This window comes from Albidovulum sediminicola, from assembly GCF_025751575.1.
Lineage (GTDB): Bacteria > Pseudomonadota > Alphaproteobacteria > Rhodobacterales > Rhodobacteraceae > Albidovulum > Albidovulum sediminicola.
Map to the genome: position 1 here is coordinate 116,932 of NZ_JAOWLA010000008.1, position 19,248 is coordinate 136,179.

The following is a 19,248-nucleotide window of genomic DNA, read 5'->3' on the forward strand; positions in this document are numbered from 1 at the left end:
CAACGAATACCGGCCTCGTTCGGCGTTCGGAAGCTTGACGCCAAGCGCCTTTGCTGCCCAACCTCAACCAACCCGAGGGGGCGCAGGAAGCCAAGACCAGAAACAGGGTGAGGTCGCGCCCCGTCTTGAACCGAGACCTGGACCGGACCAACCGATCGGGGCAGACCAGGAGGATGGGATGCGCGATACCGAGCATGTAGCCGAGATCGACCGTGTTCTGCGCGGCTACGAGACCGGGCGGGACCGTACCGTCTCGGAAAGCTGGCGGCGCTGTGTCGAAACCTACGGCATGGACCCGACACGCCCCGATCCCGCGTTTATCGTCACGGAGATGGAACTGCGCGAGCACCGCGAACAGTCGGAGCGCCTGATCGCGACGGCGCGCTCGGGACTTCAGGCGCTCTTCCGGCAGGTGGCGGGGCAGAACTACGTCCTGCTTCTGGCCGATGCGCAGGGCGTTTGTGTCGACTTTTTCGGCGATCCGCGCTTTGAGGACGAACTGCGCACAGCTGGCCTCTATCTCGGGTCGCACTGGTCCGAGGATCTGGCCGGGACCTGCGGCGTCGGCTCCTGCATCGTCAACGGCAAGGCGCTCACCATCCACCAGGGCGACCATTTCGGCCTGTCGCATGTGCCGCTCTCCTGTACCGCGGCACCGATCCATGACACCAAGGGTGAGCTTTCGGCGGTGCTGGACATCTCGCTTTTGCGCTCGCCCTCGCCCAAATCGTCGCAGAACCTCGCAATGAGCCTCGTGACCGCCTCGACCCGGCGTGTCGAGATGGCGAACCTGATGGCGATGACGCGCCGCGACTGGGTCTTGCGTTTATCGACGAGTCCAGAGTTTCTGGAGGTCGATCCCGAAGCGGCAGTGGCCCTCGACGGGTCCGGCCGTATCGTCGGCATGACCATGGGCGCGCGCAAGGCGCTCGATCCCGATGGCGAGGGCCGGCTCATCGGGACACGGATCGATGACTGGATCGAGATCGGCGTGGACGACTTGCCCGACCTGATGCGCGGCCGCCCGCCCGAGGAACGCGTTCTGCGCCTCACGGACGGGCGCGGGCTTTTCGGACATGCGATCGCCCCGCAGGCGACGCGCAGCCTTGCCGGCGCGCGCCGGATGGGGGCGGATCTGCCGGGCGCCCTTGGCAGCTTCGCGGGGCCGGACCCCGGGCTTGCGCGCCTCCTGCAGGGGGCCGCGCGCGTCGCCCGGACCCAGGTTCCCCTCCTCATCACCGGAGAGACGGGTACCGGCAAGGAAAAACTGGCCCGCGCGATCCATGTCTGCGGACCGGAGGGCCGGGCATTTCACGAGATGCGCTGCGCCGTGACGGTCACCGCGTCTCAGATGCCGCAAGGCGCGCGCGGCACGCTCTTCCTGCGGGGGGTGGAGGATCTTTCGCCCGAGGCCCAAGGCGCCGTTCTGGCGCTGCTCGATGGCGCGCCCGATCTTCGGGTCATTGCCTCGACGCGGATCGACCCCGCCGCGCTTGCCGAGCGTCTGCGCGCCGATCTTTTCTACAGGATCGCCGGGATGACACTCAGCCTGCCGCCGCTCCGGCATCGCGCGGATTTCGACTGGCTGCTCGACCGCTTGCTGCGGCGGCGCACGGCGGACAACACGCGGCTTTCCCCTGCGGCACGGATCGAACTGAAATCGCGCGACTGGCGCGGCAACATCCGCGAGCTGGAGCGGGTGATCGACGTGGCCGTCGCGATGGCCGAGGGCAATGTCATCGACCTGACCGACCTGCCCGCGGCGACGGGCGTCCGGACCGAAGAGACCGGCGAGGATGAGGCCCTTGAGCTGGTGTTGCACGCCTGCGGGTGGAACATGTCGCAGGCCGCGCGGCGGCTTGGGGTCAACCGCTCAACCATCCTGCGCCGCGCGCGCAAGCTGGGCATCGCGCCGCCGCACTGATCCGTTGCGTTCTGTTGCGCGCGCAACAAGCGCACCGTGCAAGCCGCGATTAGCACGCGGTTTGGTGCCAAACCCATTGCCTGCGCAAAGCGCGCTCGGCCACGATTTCTCCCGGAGGACGACAGGATTTGAAAGGGAGGATCAATGCTCGACTCAACGATATCCGAACAGACGCAGGCGTTTCTTGACGACTTCGGGGCGGCGCTGGAAGCGGGCGACATCGCGCGCGCGAAGGGGATGTTCGTCGCGGACTGCTATTGGCGCGACCTTGTGACCTTCACGTGGAACATCAAGACGGTCGAAGGCCCCGATCAGGTCGAGGACATGCTGAAACACCAGCTTGCCACGACCAAGCCCACGGGCTGGGCGCTGGCCGAAGGTGAAATTCCCAGTGAAGATGGCGGGGTCGTCACGGCCTGGATCACCTTTGAAACCGCCGTGGCGCGCGGCTACGGCCTTTTGCGCCTCAAGGACGGCAAGATCTGGACGCTGCTCACCACGATGGTCGAACTGAAGGGCCATGAAGAGCCCCGTGGCTTTGCCCGCCCGCTTGGCGCCAAGCACGGCGCAGGCAAGCACCGCACGACTTGGAAGGAAGAACGCGAGACCGAGGCGAGGGAGCTTGGCTACACCCGTCAGCCCTATTGCGTGATCATCGGCGGCGGTCAGGGGGGCATCGCCCTCGGGGCGCGGCTGCGCCAACTCGGCGTACCGACGATCATCGTCGAACGCAACGACCGGCCGGGCGACAGCTGGCGCAAGCGCTACAAGTCGCTCTGCCTGCACGACCCGGTCTGGTACGATCACCTGCCCTACATCAAATTCCCGGACAACTGGCCGATCTTCAGCCCGAAGGACAAGATCGGCGACTGGCTCGAGATGTACACCAAGGTGATGGAGCTGAACTACTGGACGAAATCCACCGCCAAATCAGCAAGCTACGATGAAGCCACGGGGGAATGGTCCATCGTCGTCGACCGGGATGGTGAAGAGGTCGTCCTGAAGCCGAAGCAGCTTGTCATGGCCACCGGCATGTCCGGAAAGGCACGGATGCCCAGCTTCCCCGGGATGGAGAGATTCAAGGGCGACCAGCACCATTCCAGCCAGCACCCCGGCCCGGAGAAGTACCGGGGCAAGAAGGCGGTTGTCGTCGGCTCGAACAACTCGGCGCATGACATCTGTGCCGCGCTTTGGGAAAACGACGTCGATGTGACGATGGTGCAGAGGTCCTCGACCCATATCGTGCGATCGGACACGCTGATGGATGTGGGCCTCGGCGCGCTTTATTCCGAGGAAGCCGTCAAGGCGGGCGTCACGACCGAGAAGGCGGACCTGATCTTCGCCTCGCTGCCCTACCGCATCCTGCACGAGTTCCAGATCCCGGCCTATGCCGAGATGAAAAAACGCGATGCAGACTTCTACGCGGGGCTTGAAAAGGCGGGGTTCTGGCTCGACTGGGGCGACGACGACAGCGGGCTTTTCATGAAGTACCTGCGCCGCGGGTCGGGATACTACATCGACATCGGCGCGAGCCAGCTGATCATCGACGGCAAGATCAAGCTTGAGCGCGGCCAGGTCGTCGAAGTGGATGAAACCGGCGTCACCCTGGACAGCGGCAAGCATCTTGATGCCGACCTGATCGTCTACGCCACCGGCTACAACTCGATGAACGGTTGGGTGGCCGACCTGATGGGTCAGGAGAAGGCCGACCAGCTTGGCAAGTGCTGGGGGCTAGGATCTGACACGACCAAGGACCCGGGCCCGTGGGAAGGCGAGGAGCGGAACATGTGGAAGCCGACGCAGGTGCCGAACCTCTGGATGCATGGCGGCAATCTCCACCAGTCGCGGCACTACTCGCAGTTCCTCTCCCTCCAGATCAAGGCACGCATGGAAGGTATCGCGACGCCTGTCTACGGGCTGCAACAGGTGCACCACCTGTCGTAATGCAAGTGGCGCCCGGGGCTTGCCACCCGGGCGCCCCCCATCCCGTTGGAAACGTCCTCCCGCTTGCCGAGATGCCCTGCCCTGCCCTCAAAGGTTTCGCAGGACCTGGTCCAGGAACAGCCGCGCGCCGCTCGGAAGCTCGCGCGTCCGGTTGCGCACGACCGAGTAGGGGGTCACGGTCATGTCGCTGGCGGTGTCGATCAGCCTCAACCGGGCGCCGAAGGCCGCGCCCGTCAACAGCTCGGCCACCTCGCGCGATTGCGGCGCGATGACGTCCGAGGTTGCCAGCAGCGCCTCGACCATCAGCAGGGACGAGGAGTGGATCACCCGGTGGGGCACCGGCACACCCTCGGCATAAAATGCCTGTTCGACCGCTTCCCGGATGGGCGATCCGCGTTCCTGGATGACCCATTCGTAGGCCAGCAGATCCTCCAGCGCCACGCCCTGCCTGAGCGCCAGAGGGTGCTCCTCCCGCACGAGGAGCCGCACCACCTCGGAGCGCGCGGGGTGCACGATCAGGTCGCGGCTGTCATGTGTCGCCGGAACCCGGGCCAGGATGAAATCGAAGCGCCCTTCGTCAAGCCCCCGCACCAGTTCGGTCGAGGGGGCGACATCGATCGCGAAGGAGATGTCGGGCGCCAGTTCCCGCATCGCGGTCATCGACGGCAAGAGGATCCCCACGGCCGGGCCGGTGACCGAACCGATGCGCACATGCCCCGCCACGCCCGCGACCAGCGAGAGGACCTCTTTCTCAAGGCTTTCCAGGCCTGTCAGGACCATGCGCGCATGGCGGGCAAAGGCCTCCCCGACCGGGGTCGCCTCCATCCCCTTGGCCGTGCGCTTGAAGATGGGCGCGCCGCACCGTTCCTCGACCTCGCTCAGGATACGAGAGGCCGCCGGCTGCGACATGTTGAGCGCGCGGGCCGCCACCTGCAATTGCCCGACCTCATGCACCTTCAGCACCAGCTTAAGATGGCGGGGGCTGATCTGCCTGACGAAACGCATTGAAGCCTCAACATATCATTCTCGGTATACATACCGCGTTTAATCTCATTTTACAGTGATATTGTTTTGGGACTAACTCTTGCCAAGGCCGATTGGGGCCCGTTGAAAAACAGAGGGGCGCGCGCACGGAGACAGGGAGTGCCGCGCATCTTTCGGGAGGAAGAAATGAAGCTCAGAACGATTCTGACCGCGGCCACCGCGGCCATCGCCTTTACGTCCGCCGCCTATGCGGACGGCCTGGTGGGCATTGCCATGCCGACGAAGTCCTCGGCGCGCTGGATCGCCGACGGCGACAACATGGTCAAGGAACTGCAAGCCGCGGGCTACGAGACCGATCTGCAATATGCCGAGGACGACATCCCGAACCAGCTCGCCCAGATCGAGAACATGGTGACCAAGGGCGTGAACGTGCTCGTGATCGCGGCCATCGACGGCACCACGCTGTCGAACGCGCTCGAAAACGCGGCCGCCGCCGGCGTGAAGATCATCGCCTACGACCGCCTGATCCGTGATTCCGGCGATGTCGACTATTACGCCACCTTCGACAACTTCAAGGTCGGCGTTCAGCAGGCGACGAGCCTTGTCGATGGCCTGAAGGAACGCTTCGGCGACGGCCCCTACAATGTCGAACTCTTCGGCGGCTCGCCCGACGACAACAACGCCTACTTCTTCTACAATGGCGCGATGAGCGTGCTTCAGCCGCTGATCGACAACGGCACCATCGTGATCCAGTCCGGTCAGATGGGCATGGACACGGTCGGCACGCTGCGCTGGGACGGCGCGGTGGCGCAGGCGCGCATGGATAACATCCTTTCGGCCAACTACACCGACAAGGACGTGCATGGCGTGCTGGCACCCTATGACGGGCTTTCGATCGGCATCCTGTCCTCGCTCAAGGGCGTGGGCTATGGTTCGGGCGATCTGAAGATGCCGATCGTGACCGGCCAGGACGCCGAGATCCCCTCGATCAAGTCGATCCTCGCGGGTGAGCAGTACTCGACCGTCTTCAAGGACACCCGCGAACTGGCGAAGGTCACCGTGGGCATGGTCAACGCGGTTCTCGAAGGCACCGACCCCGAGATCAACGACACGACGACCTATGACAACGGCGTGAAGGTCGTGCCGTCCTACCTCCTTGAACCCGTCTCGGTCGATGGGTCGAACTGGGAAGAGATCCTGATCGGTTCCGGCTACTACACGGCCGACCAGATCCAGTAGCCCACTCCTCCCGGCCCGTCCGCCGCGACTTCCGGTTTCGGCGGACGGGTTCCTCTTTGGAACGAGGTCAGCATGACAATGCTTCTCGAAATGCGTTCCATCACCAAGGAGTTCCCGGGGGTCAAGGCACTCGACCGCGTGAACCTGCAGGTGAAGGCGGGCGAAATCCACGCGATCTGCGGCGAAAACGGCGCCGGCAAGTCAACCCTGATGAAGGTCCTGTCCGGCGTCTACCCCGCCGGCAGCTACGACGGCGAAATCCATTACGAAGGTTCCGTGGCCGAGTTCCGGGGCATCCGCGACAGCGAACACCGCGGGATCATCATCATCCACCAGGAACTGGCGCTGGTGCCGCAGCTTTCCATCGCCGAGAACATCTTCCTGGGCAACGAAACCGCGCGCGGCGGGGTCATCGACTGGCACGAGGCGAACCATCGCACCGAGGCCCTTCTGAAGAAGGTCGGGCTGAAGGAAAGCCCGATGACGATCGTGGACAGCCTGGGCGTCGGCAAGCAGCAACTGGTCGAGATCGCGAAGGCGCTGTCCAAGGACGTAAAGCTCCTGATCCTCGACGAACCGACGGCGGCGCTTCAGGAAAACGACTCCCAGAAGCTCCTTGACCTGATGCTGGACCTGAAGGCGCAGGGCGTGACCTGCATCATCATCTCGCACAAGCTGAACGAGGTCCGTTACGTTGCGGATACGGTGACTGTCATTCGCGACGGCATGTCGGTGTCGACGCTCGATGCCAAGCAGGGGCTGTCCGAGGACGACATCGTCCGCGACATGGTCGGGCGAGAGATGTCGGACCGCTACCCGGAACGGGACCGCCGCGCGGGCGATATCCTGATGGAGGTGCAGGACTGGAACGTCTGGCACCCCGAACATGCCGAGCGCCAGGTCATCAAGAACATCTCGATGAGTGTGCGCGCAGGCGAGGTCGTGGGCATCGCGGGGCTCATGGGCTCGGGCCGGACCGAGCTTGCGATGTCGATCTTCGGCAAGTCCTACGGACGGCGGATCGGCGGCACCGTGAAGCTGCACGGTCAGCCCACCGACGTGTCCCGCGTGGACCGCGCGATCGCGGCGGGGCTCGCCTACGTGACCGAGGATCGCAAGAGCCTGGGCCTGATCCTGGACGAGAACATCCGCTTCAACACGACGCTCGCCAACCTTCAGGGCGTATCCTCGAACGGGGTGCTTGACGGGAACGAGGAAACCACCGTCGCCGAGAAATACCGCGAGGCGCTGCGCATTCGCACGCCCTCCGTCTTCCAGAAGGTCGGCAACCTCTCGGGCGGCAACCAGCAGAAGGTGGTCCTCGCCAAGTGGCTGAACACCGCGCCCGAGGTTCTGATCCTGGACGAGCCGACGCGCGGCATCGACGTGGGCGCGAAATACGAAATCTACGCGATCATCAACCAGCTTTCGGCCGAGGGCAAAGGGGTCATCATGATCTCATCCGAAATGCCGGAGCTTCTGGGCATGTGCGATCGCATTTACGTCATGAACGAAGGCGCCTTCGTCGGCGAACTTGCCGCAGACGAAGCCAGCCAGGAGCGCATCATGTCGCTCATCGTCGACGAGAAGGGGTAAGGGGATGACGACCGACACCAACGACATGTCGCCGCACGGCGGCGCCACCGAGGCGAAGGGGCTGAAATCCTACCTCGCGTCCCACATGCGCGAATTCGGGCTTCTCTTCGCGCTGATCGCCATCATGGTCTTCTTCCAGATCGTGACGGCCGGCACGCTGATGCGCCCGGTGAACATCACCAACCTGTTCCTTCAGAACAGCTACATCATCATCATGGCGCTGGGGATGCTGATCGTCATCGTCTCAGGCCACATCGACCTGTCGGTCGGCTCGGTCATGGGCTTCGTCGGCGCGCTGGCGGCCGTGCTGATCGTGAACCACGGCGTGCCAATCATCGTCACGGTCGCCATCTGCCTGGCCGTCGGCGCCTCCATCGGGGCGGCGCAGGGCTACTTCGTCGCGATCTGGCGCATCCCGTCCTTCATCGTGACCCTGGCCGGGATGCTGGTCTTTCGCGGCCTGTCGCTCTGGCTGCTTGAGGGCCAGTCCGTCGGCCCTTTCCCCAAGAGCTTCCAGGTTCTCTCAACGGGCTTCGTGCCGGAAATCTTCCCGGCCGTGATCGGCGACAACCTTGCCGCCTTCTTCGGCGCGCGCAACTTCAATGTCCTGTCCTTCGCGCTTGGCCTGATCGCGGCCGGGGCGGTCATCCGCATGGGCCTCAAGAAACGCGCGCGCAACGCGCTTTACGGCATCGCCGACGAACCGCCGGGACTGTTCTGGGCGCGCACGGCGATCATCGCCGCCGCGATCATCTTCCTGATGTTCAAGCTTTCGACCTTCCGCGGCCTTCCGAACGTCGTGGTGACGATGGGCGTTCTGATCCTGATCTACGCCTTCATCACCGAAAAGACCGTGATCGGCCGCCGCGTCTACGCGCTTGGCGGGAACGAGAAGGCGGCGAAACTCTCGGGCATCAAGACCGAGCGGCTGACGTTCCTCGCCTTCGTCAACATGGGCGTTCTGGCAGCGCTGGCGGGCCTGATCTTCGCCGCCCGCCTCAACACCGCGACGCCCAAGGCCGGGTTCGCGCTGGAACTTGACGTGATCGCGGCCGTCTTCATCGGCGGGGCGTCCATGTCGGGCGGTTCGGGCAAGATCATCGGCGCGGTCGTCGGCGCCTTCATCATGGGCGTGATGAACAACGGCATGTCCATCATGGGCATCGGCATCGACTACCAGCAGGTCATCAAGGGCCTGGTGCTGCTCGCCGCTGTTTTCTTCGACGTCTACAACAAGAACAAGCAGGCCTGAGGGCTGGCAGGGAAAGGATACTCCCATGGCGTTCACACCCGCGAAATGGCCCCGCAGGCTGCGATCCCAGGAATGGTACGGCGGCACCTCCCGCGATACGATCTACCATCGCGGCTGGCTGAAGAACCAGGGCTACCCGCACGACCTGTTCGACGGGCGCCCGATCATCGGCATCCTGAACACCTTCTCGGAGCTGTCGCCCTGCAACGGCTTCCACATGAAGGAACTGGCCGAGAAGATCAAAGCCGGCATCTGGGAAGCGGGCGGCTTTCCGGTGGAAGTCCCCGTGTTCTCGGCCTCGGAAAACACCTTCCGGCCCTCGGCCATGATGTTTCGCAACCTCGCCGCGCTGGCGATCGAGGAGACGATCCGCGGCCAGCCCATGGACGGCGCGGTGCTGATGGTGGGCTGCGACAAGACCACGCCCTCGCTTATGATGGCGGCGGCATCCTGCGACATTCCCTCCATCGTGGTGACCGGCGGGCCGATGCTGAACGGCTACTACCGGGGCGAGCGTGTCGGATCGGGCACCCACCTTTGGAAGTTCTCAGAAGCCGTGAAGGCGGGTGAGATGACGCAGGAAGAGTTCCTGGAGGCCGAGGCCTCGATGTCGCGCTCGACTGGGACCTGCAACACGATGGGCACCGCCTCGACCATGGCGTCGATGGCGGAAAGCCTTGGGATGGCGCTGTCGGGCAACGCCGCGATCCCGGCGGTCGACAGCCGCCGCCGCGTGATGGCGCAACTCTCGGGCCGCCGCATCGTGCAGATGGTCAAGGACGACATGAAGCCCTCCGACATCCTGACCAAGGAGGCCTTTGAAAACGCGATCCGCACCAACGCGGCCATCGGCGGGTCCACCAACGCGGTGATCCATATCCTGGCGCTGGCCGGGCGCGTCGGGATCGACCTCACGCTGGAGGACTGGGACCGCTGCGGCCGCGACGTGCCGACGATCGTGAACCTCATGCCCTCCGGCAAATACCTGATGGAGGAGTTCTTCTATGCCGGCGGCCTTCCTGTCGTCCTGAAGCGGTTGGGCGAAGGCGGGCTTCTGCACAAGGACGCGCTGACCGTGTCGGGCCGTTCGATCTGGGAGGAGGTCAAGGACGCCGTCAACCACAATGAGGACGTGATCCTGCCCACCGACAAGGCCCTGACGCAATCGGGCGGCATCGTCGTCCTGAAGGGCAACCTTGCGCCCAAGGGCGCGGTGCTGAAGCCCTCGGCGGCGACGGCCTCGCTGCTTCAGCACCGGGGCCGCGCCGTCGTGTTCGAGGATATCGACGACTACAAGGCCAAGATCGAGGACCCGGACCTCGACATCGACGAAACCTGCGTCATGGTCATGAAGAACTGTGGGCCCAAGGGCTATCCGGGCATGGCCGAGGTCGGGAACATGGGCCTACCGCCCAAGGTCCTGCAAAAGGGCATCACCGACATGGTCCGCATCTCGGACGCGCGGATGTCGGGCACGGCCTATGGCACGGTGGTCCTGCACACCTCGCCCGAGGCGGCCGCTGGCGGTCCGCTTGCGGTCGTGCGGGACGGCGACGTGATCGAGTTGGACGTGAAGAACCGCCGCCTGCACCTCGACATCTCCGACGCGGAACTGGCCGCGCGGCTGGCGAGGTGGGCACCCCTGCCGGATCAGCCGACCAGCGGCTACGCCTGGCTTCACCAACAGCATGTCGAGGGCGCGGACACCGGCGCGGATCTTGACTTCCTCAAGGGGTGCCGGGGCAACCCGGTCGGGAAGGACAGCCATTGATGGACATCGCCCTCATCGGTATCGGAAAGATCGCGATCGACCAGCATGTGCCGGCCATCGCGGCCTCGCCCGACTTCGCGCTGGCGGCGACGGCGTCACGTCACGGCACGGTTGCGGGCGTCGAAAGCTTCACCGACATCGGTGACCTGCTTGCGGCGCGCGACGACATCCGCGTGGTCTCCCTGTGCCTGCCACCCGTGCCCCGGTTCGAGGCCGCGGCCAAGGCGATCCGCGCGGGCCGTCATGTGATGCTGGAAAAACCGCCAGGGGCGACGCTGGCGGAATGCCACACGCTGATGAGGCTCGCGAAGGAACAGAAGGTCTGCCTTTTCGCCACCTGGCACTCGCGCGAGGCGGACAAGGTCGCGGCCGCCAAGGCCTGGCTGGCCGACAAGCGGCTGATCTCGCTAAGCGTGACCTGGAAGGAAGACGTGCGGCGCTGGCATCCCGGGCAGGACTGGATCTGGGAACCCGGCGGCATGGGCGTCTTCGATCCCGGCATCAACGCGCTGTCCATCGTGACGGAGATCCTGCCGGTGGACATCCACCTGACCTCGGCCACGCTCGATGTTCCGGCCAACCGGCAGACGCCGATCGGCGCGGACCTGACCTTTTATCACCCGGAGGGCGCCAAGGTCCGCGCCGTCTTCGACTGGCGCCAGGAGGGCGAGCAGACCTGGACGATCGAGGCGGTCACCGATGCGGGAACGCTGACGCTTCTGGATGGCGGCGCCCGTATCCAGATCGACGGGGTCGAGGACGCGCTGGCGGACGACAATCCGCTGGCCGGTGAATACCCCCGCCTTTACGCGAAAATGGCCCGGCTTCTGACCACGGGCGGGATCGACATGGACCTGCGCCCGATGATCCACGTCTGCGACGCGCTGGCGCTTGGCCGGCGCAACAGCGTCGCACCGTTCATCGAACAGTCCGAAAGAAGAGACATGAAACAGCCGCTTACCGGAATCCTGCCCGTTGCCCCCACCCCGTTCTTCGAAGACGGGCGCGTGGACGAAGAGGGCATGAAGCGCGTCCTCGACTGCATGATAGACCAGGGCGTCGATGCGATCTGCATCCTCGCCAACTACTCCGAACAGTTCGTGCTGTCGGATGAGGAGCGCGCGACCCTGACCCGGCTGTCGCTGGAACATGTCGCGGGGCGCGTCCCGGTAATCGTCACGATTTCACATTTCGCGAACCAGATCACTGTTGCCCGCGCGGTCGAGGCGCAGGCCCTGGGCGCCGCCATGGTCATGATGATGCCGCCCTATCACGGCGTCGGGCTGGTGCCGCCGGAACATGCCGTCTTCGGCCAGTTCAAGGCCGTTTCGGACGCGATCGACATTCCGATCATGGTGCAGGACGCGCCTCTGTCGGGCGTGACGCTCTCGGTGCCCCTGCTGGTGCGCATGGCGCGGGAGATCGAGAACGTTTCCTACTTCAAGATGGAAACCCCCTTCGCCGCCGACAAGCTCGCGGCCCTGATCGAGCAGGGCGGGGAGCACATCCTCGGCCCCTTCGATGGGGAGGAGGCGGTCACGCTTCTGGCCGACCTCGACGCGGGCTGCACGGGGACCATGACCTCGGCGCTTCAGCCGGAAAAGATCCGCCCGATCCTGGTCAACTACCGCGCGGGCAATGTGGCCGCCGCGCTGGACCAATGGCGGCTTTGCCTACCGCTCATCAACCACGAAAACCGCCAGTGCGGGCTGCGCGCGGCCAAGACCGTGATGATGGAGGGCGGCGTTATCAAGTCCGACCACGTCCGCGCGCCGCTCCAGCCCCTGAGCCCGCGAACGAAGGAGCGCCTGTTGCAATTGTCGCGGGAACTTGACGTGATCGCCCTGAAATGGGGCAAGTGAGGCCTACTATGACTTACACCCCGCACGGGCGGCACCTGATCGCCGGCGAATGGGTCGCGACCGAGACGACCTTTTCCTCAGAACCCGCGCATGGCCCGGCTCATGCGTTTTCCGTGGGCACCCCCGATCTCGTCGCGCGTGCCTGCGAGGCCGCGGAAGAGGCGTTCTGGTCCTACGGCTATTCGTCGCGCGCGGACCGCGCGGCCTTCCTCAACGCCATCGCCGATGAGGTTGAGGCAAGGGGTGAGGCGATCACCCGGATCGGCAGCCAGGAAACCGGCCTGCCCGAAGCCCGCCTTCAAGGCGAGCGCGGGCGCACCACCGGACAATTGCGCCTCTTTGCCGCCCATATCCTGAAGGGCGACTACCTCGACCGCCGCCAAGACGCTGCCTTGCCGGACCGTCAGCCCCTGCCCCGGCCTGAGCTACGGATGATGCAGCGCCCGATCGGGCCCGTGGCGGTTTTTGGCGCCTCGAACTTCCCGCTCGCGTTTTCGACCGCGGGCGGCGACACCGCCGCCGCGCTGGCCGCAGGATGCCCGGTCGTGGTCAAGGGCCACGGCGCCCATCCGGGCACGGCTGAGATCGTCGCCGAAGCGATCCACGCCGCCATCGCAAGGACCGGCATGCCGAAGGGCGTCTTCTCGCTCGTTCAGGGCGGCGACCGCGCTGTCGGGCAGGCGCTGGTACAGCATCCGTTGATCCGCGCCGTGGGCTTCACCGGGTCCCTCGCGGGCGGGCGGGCCTTGTTCGATCTTTGCGCGGCGCGGCCCGAGCCGATCCCGTTCTTTGGCGAGCTTGGCTCGGTCAACCCGATGTTCATGCTGCCGGGGGCGCTGGCCAAGCGCGGTGCGGATCTGGGCAAGGGCTGGGCTGCCTCCCTCTCCATGGGCGCGGGCCAGTTCTGCACCAACCCCGGCATTGCCGTGGTGCTCAAGGGTCCTGGCGCAGACGCCTTCACCGAAGCCGCCCGGGTGGCGCTTTCCGAACAGGGCGCGCAGGTCATGCTGACCGATGGCATTGCGCGGGCCTATGTCGCGGGCGCCGAAAGGCTCGGCGCGCAGGCGGGCGTTCGGGACCTGCTGACCTCCATGTGCGACCGGCGCGAAGCGAAGCCCTTCCTGTTCCGGGTCGCCGCGCGCGACTGGCTTGGAAACCACACGCTGTCCGAAGAGGTCTTCGGCCCCCTCGGCCTGGTCGTGGTCGCGGAGGACGAGGAGCAGCTGCTGACCGTCGCGCGAAGCTTCGCGGGCCAACTGACGGCGACGCTGCACATGGATGCGGGTGACACGATGCTTGCGCGGCGCCTGATGCCGGTTCTTGAGCGCAAGGCCGGGCGGGTCCTCGCCAACGGCTTCCCCACCGGGGTCGAGGTTTGCGACAGCATGGTGCATAGCGGCCCCTACCCCGCCTCGACCAATTTCGGCGCGACCTCGGTCGGCACACTGTCGATCCGCCGCTTCCTCCGCCCGGTGTGCTACCAGAACATCCCCGAGGACATCCTGCCCCTGGACCTGGTGTGACATGAGCGTGCGGATCGCCGTTGACTGGGGGACCACGGCCCTGCGCCTCTGGGCGCTGGCCCCGGACGGGCATGTCCTGGCCGAACGGCGGTCCGACAAGGGGATGGGAGGGTTATCGCCCGATGCGTTCGAGCCGGCCTTCCTCGACCTCGCCGGCGATCTGGTGGAGGCCGCAGGGGCTGCCGAGGTGCTGATCTGCGGCATGGCCGGCGCGCGGTCTGGCTGGAGAGAAACCCCCTATGCCCCCGTCCCCTGCACGTTGTCCGGCAAGGGGGCGGCAACCGTGGCCACGCGCGACCCGCGCCTATCGGTCAGGATCATACCGGGGCTTTCGCAGGCCGATCCGCCCGACGTGATGCGGGGGGAGGAGAACCAGATCGCCGGTTTTCTCGTCGGGCGGCCGGATTTTGACGGGGTGCTTTGCCTGCCGGGCACCCATACCAAATGGGTGCGCGTGACCGGCGGAAGGATCGACCACTTCCGTACCGTGATGACGGGTGAGCTGTTCGCGCTTCTCTCCGGCGCGTCCGTTCTGCGGCATTCGATCTCCGGGGACGACCCCTGGCAGGGGGACGCCTTCGAACAGGCGCTACGCCGCGCGATGCATGCGCCCGAAACCCTGACGGCCGCACTTTTTGCGCTACGCGCGGAAAGCCTCCTGGCGTCTCAGCCGCCGGGCGCCACGCGCTCTGCCCTCTCTGGCCTGTTGATCGGACAGGAACTGGCCGCCACGGCATCGCTTTGGTCGGCACACTCGGTCGCGATCATCGGCGAGCCAACACTTGCCGCGCTTTATCGAACGGCCCTTGCCCATGCGGGCGTCGTGGCCGAGGTGCTGGACGGCGGTGACCTTGTGCTTCAAGGATTACGCACGGCCTTCGCGGAGTTGGAGGAGACGGGAGTTTGACACGCAACATTGTCGCCATCTTGCGGGGCGTGACGCCTGCCGAGGTCGAGGCCATCGCTGAAACGCTCATCCGCTGCGGGATCACGAAGATCGAGGTGCCGCTCAATTCCCCGGACGCCTTCACATCCATCGCGAGACTCGCAGCGCGCTTCGGCGCGGGCGCGCTTATCGGCGGCGGCACGGTCCTGAGCGTCGCGGATGTGCGCCGCCTTGGCGATGCGGGCGCCGCCTTGGCGGTCTCGCCCAACATGAACCCCGAGGTGATCCGGGTCACGCGGGCGGCGGGCATGCTGTCCTACCCGGGCGTGATGACGCCTACGGAGTGTTTCGCCGCCCTCGATGCCGGCGCAAGCGGGCTCAAGCTCTTTCCCGGATCGCTGATCGGGCCGGAGGGCCTGAAGGCGCTGCGCGCGGTCCTGCCGAAGGGGGCCGAGGTTCTGGCCGTGGGCGGCGCGGCGCCCGCGAATTTCGGCGCATGGCGCGCTGCAGGCGCGAACGGATTCGGAATCGGCACGGCGCTCTATGCACCCGGCGACACCCCCGAAGGCGTGGGGGCAAAGGCAGCGGCGATCATCGCGGCCTATGACGCTGCCTTCGAAGGTGCGTGAGATGGGGGTAAGGGTTTTCGATGACCGCGTCTGCCACCTGGGCGAAGGCCCCCTTTGGCACCCGTCCCTCCAAACGCTTTTCTGGTTTGACATCCTCAACTGCAAACTGCTTGCCCGAGGACCGGGCGGGCCGCGCGAATGGCAGTTCGACGAGCACCATTCCGCAGCCGGCATCATTGACGAAGCGACGCTTCTGATCGCGTCTGAAACGGGCCTGTGGCGATTCGACATCGCCACGGGCACCCGCGCCCGTCTCGTTCCGCTGGAGGCGGAGCGCGCGGACACACGCTCGAACGATGGCCGCGCGGACCCGTTTGGCGGGTTCTGGATCGGTACGATGGGCAAGCATGCCGAGCCCGGCCAAGGGTCGATCTATCGCTACCACAGGGGCGAATTGCGGCGCCTCCACACCGGCTTGACGATCCCGAACGCGATCTGCTTCGCACCCGGCGGCACACATGCCTATTTCGCCTGCACGCGGTCGCGGAAGATCCGGCGCCAGCGGCTGGATACGCAGGGATGGCCTGCGGCGGAGGCCGAGGTCTTCCTGGACCTGCGGGCGGAAGGCCTGAACCCGGATGGCGCCGTCTGCGACGACGAAGGCTTTCTTTGGAACGCGCAATGGGGCGCTGGCCGCGTCGCGCGGTACCGCCCGGACGGGGCCTTCGACCGCGCGATCGAGGTTCCCGGCCTGCATTGCTCTTGCCCGGCCTTCGGGGGCGCCGAGATGCGGACGCTCTTCGCCACGACCGCGCAAGAAGGGCTCGAACGCCCCGACGCAGCGCAGGGCCTCGTCTATGCAACCGACCTTTCCGTCAAGGGGCGCGAAGAACCGCGTGTCATCCTTTGACCGTCAAGGCGGGCGCGTTCGCGATGGCGGCCGGTCACACCTTGGCGGGGTGATAGACGCAGTCGGCCAATGAGCTGCGGTTGAGGTCGGCGATGAAGGCGGCTTCGGCCTCGGCGAGCCGCACTTTCAGCCGGCAGCGGGGCGTCAGCGTGCAGGCGGCGCCGCCGGGCAGGAAACACTCGACCAGCGCCTGATCGGCCTCAAGCCGCGCGACGACATCACCAAGCCGGATGTCTTCGGGCGGGCGCGCCAGCACCGCCCCGCCGCCGCCCCCGCGCCGGGTTTCGAGGTATCCCGCGGCGGCCAGGGCAGAGATGACCTTTGCCAGGTGATTGCGCGACACGCGGAATTCGTCCGCGAGTTCGGCGGTGGTGAACGGCCGGGCCGGATCGCCCGCCAGCCGCATGAGCACACGCAGCCCGAAGTCGGTGAATGTCGTGAGGCGCAAGGCCGATCTCCCGGTTTGGTATTTACAATGCGTATTAAGCGGGTGTAATCGGCAAATCAAATACCAAATCACCTCTGTCACCAGAGCAGCGGGGCCCATTCGGCGATGAAGGACACACCCCAGCAACACACCCGACATAGCACGGGAACCGGGGGCGCACACACCCTGCCCCGCCCGCGTCCGACCCCTCGCCACGGATCGGCTGCGATGCCACGGGTCACGGTAGCGGGCGGCGCGCCCTTGCCCTGCGGCGCGTGGGGGTAAGAACATGGCAATCGCATCCATCATGGCCAACGGACGCGGCGCAACGGATCGGCTGCTGGCGGCGGTGGTCACCCGGCTGACCGGAGAGGGTGTCAGGGTGCTGGGCGCGCTGCGCCCAACAGGGCAAGGCGCGGCGACGGGCCACTGCGACAGCGACCTCTGGATGCTGCCCGACGGACCAATTGTGCGGATCACGCAGGACCTGGGCGCCGGCTCCACGGCCTGCCGGATGGATGCCGGGGCGCTGGAAGGGGCGGTCGGGATCGCGACCGCGCGCCTGGCGGCCCAAGGCGCGGACTTGGTCGTGCTGAACAAGTTCGGCCTCCGTGAGGCCGAGGGGCGCGGTTTTCGCACCCTGATCGCCGAGGCGCTGGACCGCGGCGTGCCGGTCCTGACCGGCCTGTCCGAACCCCATCGGGCGGCTTTCGACCGTTTCGCGGCAGGCATGGCCACCAGCCTGCCACCCGAGGAGCACGCCGTGCTGACATGGTGCCGGGGCGTCGTGGCGGCTTCGAAGACCGGCTTGCCGGCAGAACAGGAACATCTGTGATGAGCTCAACAGTCGATACGAACCCTCGCAACCGGACCATCGGGGGGGCGGTCGTATCGCGGCTGGCCTGTGCTGCCGTCCAGCCGATCCTCTCCCGCGTCGTGCGGCGGGTCGCGGCGCGGCATCCGTCGCTGTTTGCGCGTCTCGGGCCGCACCAGTCGACGGACTTCCTGATTGATCCGATCGAATTGCCCTTCGCGCTACACCTGCGCCCCGATCCGAAGGCGCTGGTCTTTCGGGCGGTGCCCCGCGACGCGGCGCCGAAGGCGGGCGCGGTAATCCGGGGGCGGTTTCTGCTCCTCCTGGAGCTGATGGACTCCGAGGAGGACGGCGACGCGGCCTTCTTCTCCCGCGATCTGGAGGTTGCGGGCGACACCGAAGCGGTGGTGCGGCTGCGCAACGCGCTTGACGATGTGGACGGCTCGATCGCCGAGGAGGCAGCCGCGATGTTCGGCCCCCCCGGCAAAGCGATCCTCGCGCGGTTGCGCCGCGCCTATTCCGAGACCTGAAAGGACTGCGAACGAAGATGAGCCTTGCCGAATTGATCTGTCCCGCCGGCACGCCCGCAGCCCTGCGCACGGCGGTCGATGCCGGTGCCGACGCCGTCTATTGCGGCTTTCAGGACGCCACCAACGCCCGCAACTTCCCGGGGCTGAACTTCACCCCAGAGGAACTGGCCGAGGCCGTCGCCTATGCCCATGCGAAGGGCGCGAAAGTGCTGCTCGCGCTCAATACCTACCCGCCGGCGGGCAAGGTCGACCTTTGGCGGCAGGCGGCCGACACGGGCGCCAGGCTTGGGGTCGATGCTTTCATCGTCGCGGACATGGGCGTGGCCGATTACATCGCGCGCACCCATCCGGGCATCCGTCTGCATCTGTCGGTGCAGGCCGCGGCCTCCAGCCCCGAGGCGATCCGCTACTACTGCGAGAACTTCGGCGTGAAGCGTGTGGTCCTGCCGCGCATCCTGACGATCCCGGAGATCCGCCAGATCCGCAAGGAAATCCCCTGCGAGATCGAGACCTTCATCTTCGGCAACCACGGGCTGATGGTCGAAGGCCGGTGCAGCCTGACCAATTACCTGACCGGGCAATCCACGAACATGGACGGGGTGTGCTCGCCCGCCTCCGACGTCGAATACGCGCGCCATGCCGACGGGTCGATGTCGTCGCAACTGGCGGGTTTCACGATCGACTGCTTCGGCGCCGAGGAAAAGGCCGGCTATCCCACCATCTGCAAGGGGCGCTACACCGCGCCGCACCGGCCCAAGGGTTACTACGCCTTCGAGGAGCCGATCAGCCTGAACCTGTCGCAGCTCCTGCCGGAGCTGATCGATGCGGGCGTTCACGCCTTCAAGATCGAGGGCCGCCAAAGGTCGAAATCCTACGTTCGGGGCGTGGTGACGGCCTTTCGCAAGGCGGTCGATGACATCCGCGCCGGACGCCCCGCCAACATGGCGGACCTGGTCGCGCTGACCGAGGGGCAAAAGCAGACCCAAGGCGCCTTCGAGACGAAGAAATGGCGGTGAG

At 66.1% G+C, this 19,248-nt stretch carries 16 protein-coding genes and 1 pseudogene; 15 read left to right on the plus strand and 2 right to left on the minus strand.

What is annotated here, in order from left to right:
• The first annotated feature begins 178 nt into the window (after positions 1-178).
• Positions 179-1,924 (plus strand): sigma-54-dependent Fis family transcriptional regulator, encoded by a 1,746-nt coding sequence (locus tag OE647_RS10190; RefSeq protein ID WP_263721622.1) that lies wholly within the window; start codon positions 179-181, stop codon positions 1,922-1,924.
• 144 nt (positions 1,925-2,068) lie between these two features.
• Positions 2,069-3,868 (plus strand): NAD(P)/FAD-dependent oxidoreductase, encoded by a 1,800-nt coding sequence (locus OE647_RS10195; RefSeq protein WP_263721623.1) that lies wholly within the window; start codon positions 2,069-2,071, stop codon positions 3,866-3,868.
• 87 nt (positions 3,869-3,955) lie between these two features.
• Here the strand turns inward: OE647_RS10195 and OE647_RS10200 are convergent, their stop codons facing one another.
• Positions 3,956-4,873, minus strand: coding sequence for a LysR family transcriptional regulator (locus OE647_RS10200; RefSeq protein WP_263721624.1), 918 nt, complete (start codon positions 4,871-4,873; stop codon positions 3,956-3,958).
• A 165-nt stretch (positions 4,874-5,038) separates the two neighbouring features.
• On the opposite strand from OE647_RS10200, the gene chvE reads away from it, so the two are divergent.
• From chvE to OE647_RS10250, 10 genes and pseudogenes are all read left to right on the plus strand, one after another.
• The gene (gene chvE / locus OE647_RS10205; protein ID WP_263721625.1) at positions 5,039-6,091 is read left to right on the plus strand and encodes a multiple monosaccharide ABC transporter substrate-binding protein; all 1,053 of its coding nucleotides are present in this window, start codon (positions 5,039-5,041) and stop codon (positions 6,089-6,091) included.
• Between the two features lie 72 nt (positions 6,092-6,163).
• On the plus strand, positions 6,164-7,687 hold the full coding sequence (mmsA, locus tag OE647_RS10210; protein ID WP_263721626.1) for a multiple monosaccharide ABC transporter ATP-binding protein: 1,524 nt from the start codon (positions 6,164-6,166) through the stop codon (positions 7,685-7,687).
• A 4-nt stretch (positions 7,688-7,691) separates the two neighbouring features.
• Positions 7,692-8,939, plus strand: coding sequence for a multiple monosaccharide ABC transporter permease (gene mmsB, locus OE647_RS10215; protein ID WP_412174942.1), 1,248 nt, complete (start codon positions 7,692-7,694; stop codon positions 8,937-8,939).
• Between the two features lie 25 nt (positions 8,940-8,964).
• On the plus strand, positions 8,965-10,710 hold the full coding sequence (gene araD, locus OE647_RS10220) for an L-arabinonate dehydratase (protein WP_263721627.1): 1,746 nt from the start codon (positions 8,965-8,967) through the stop codon (positions 10,708-10,710).
• A pseudogene (locus OE647_RS10225) lies at positions 10,710-11,630 on the plus strand (Gfo/Idh/MocA family protein); the annotation flags it as partial. The gene araD and the pseudogene OE647_RS10225, both read left to right, overlap by 1 nt.
• Before the next feature lie 24 nt (positions 11,631-11,654).
• Positions 11,655-12,572 (plus strand): dihydrodipicolinate synthase family protein, encoded by a 918-nt coding sequence (locus tag OE647_RS10230; RefSeq protein ID WP_263721683.1) that lies wholly within the window; start codon positions 11,655-11,657, stop codon positions 12,570-12,572.
• Positions 12,573-12,580: 8 nt separating this feature from the next.
• Positions 12,581-14,095, plus strand: a complete 1,515-nt coding sequence (locus OE647_RS10235; RefSeq protein WP_263721628.1) for an aldehyde dehydrogenase (NADP(+)) — start codon at positions 12,581-12,583, stop codon at positions 14,093-14,095.
• Position 14,096: 1 nt separating this feature from the next.
• Positions 14,097-15,002: a 2-dehydro-3-deoxygalactonokinase gene (locus tag OE647_RS10240; protein ID WP_263721629.1), complete on the plus strand. Its 906-nt coding sequence runs from the start codon at positions 14,097-14,099 to the stop codon at positions 15,000-15,002.
• Entirely contained in the window at positions 14,999-15,610 is a 612-nt protein-coding gene (locus OE647_RS10245) for a 2-dehydro-3-deoxy-6-phosphogalactonate aldolase (protein ID WP_263721630.1), read from the plus strand. Before OE647_RS10240 ends, OE647_RS10245 begins: the two co-directional genes overlap by 4 nt.
• A 1-nt stretch (position 15,611) precedes the next feature.
• Positions 15,612-16,460 carry an SMP-30/gluconolactonase/LRE family protein gene (locus tag OE647_RS10250; protein ID WP_263721631.1) on the plus strand — a complete coding sequence of 283 codons (849 nt, stop codon included), beginning with the start codon at positions 15,612-15,614 and terminating at the stop codon, positions 16,458-16,460.
• Between the two features lie 34 nt (positions 16,461-16,494).
• On the opposite strand, the gene OE647_RS10255 is transcribed toward OE647_RS10250, so the two are convergent.
• On the minus strand, positions 16,495-16,908 hold the full coding sequence (locus tag OE647_RS10255; protein ID WP_263721632.1) for an RrF2 family transcriptional regulator: 414 nt from the start codon (positions 16,906-16,908) through the stop codon (positions 16,495-16,497).
• A 268-nt stretch (positions 16,909-17,176) separates the two neighbouring features.
• Here OE647_RS10255 and OE647_RS10260 point away from each other — a divergent pair, with 268 nt between their 5' ends.
• Genes OE647_RS10260 through ubiU form a run of 3 tightly spaced genes read left to right on the plus strand, consistent with a single transcriptional unit; the run spans position 17,177 to position 19,247 of the window.
• Entirely contained in the window at positions 17,177-17,722 is a 546-nt protein-coding gene (locus tag OE647_RS10260) for a DUF2478 domain-containing protein (protein ID WP_263721633.1), read from the plus strand.
• Positions 17,722-18,231, plus strand: a complete 510-nt coding sequence (ubiT, locus tag OE647_RS10265) for a ubiquinone anaerobic biosynthesis accessory factor UbiT (protein ID WP_263721634.1) — start codon at positions 17,722-17,724, stop codon at positions 18,229-18,231. The genes OE647_RS10260 and ubiT overlap by 1 nt, the downstream gene beginning before the upstream one ends.
• 17 nt (positions 18,232-18,248) lie before the next feature.
• Complete coding sequence (gene ubiU, locus OE647_RS10270; RefSeq protein ID WP_263721635.1) at positions 18,249-19,247, plus strand: ubiquinone anaerobic biosynthesis protein UbiU; 999 nt, start codon at positions 18,249-18,251, stop codon at positions 19,245-19,247.
• The last annotated feature ends 1 nt before the right edge of the window (position 19,248 follow it).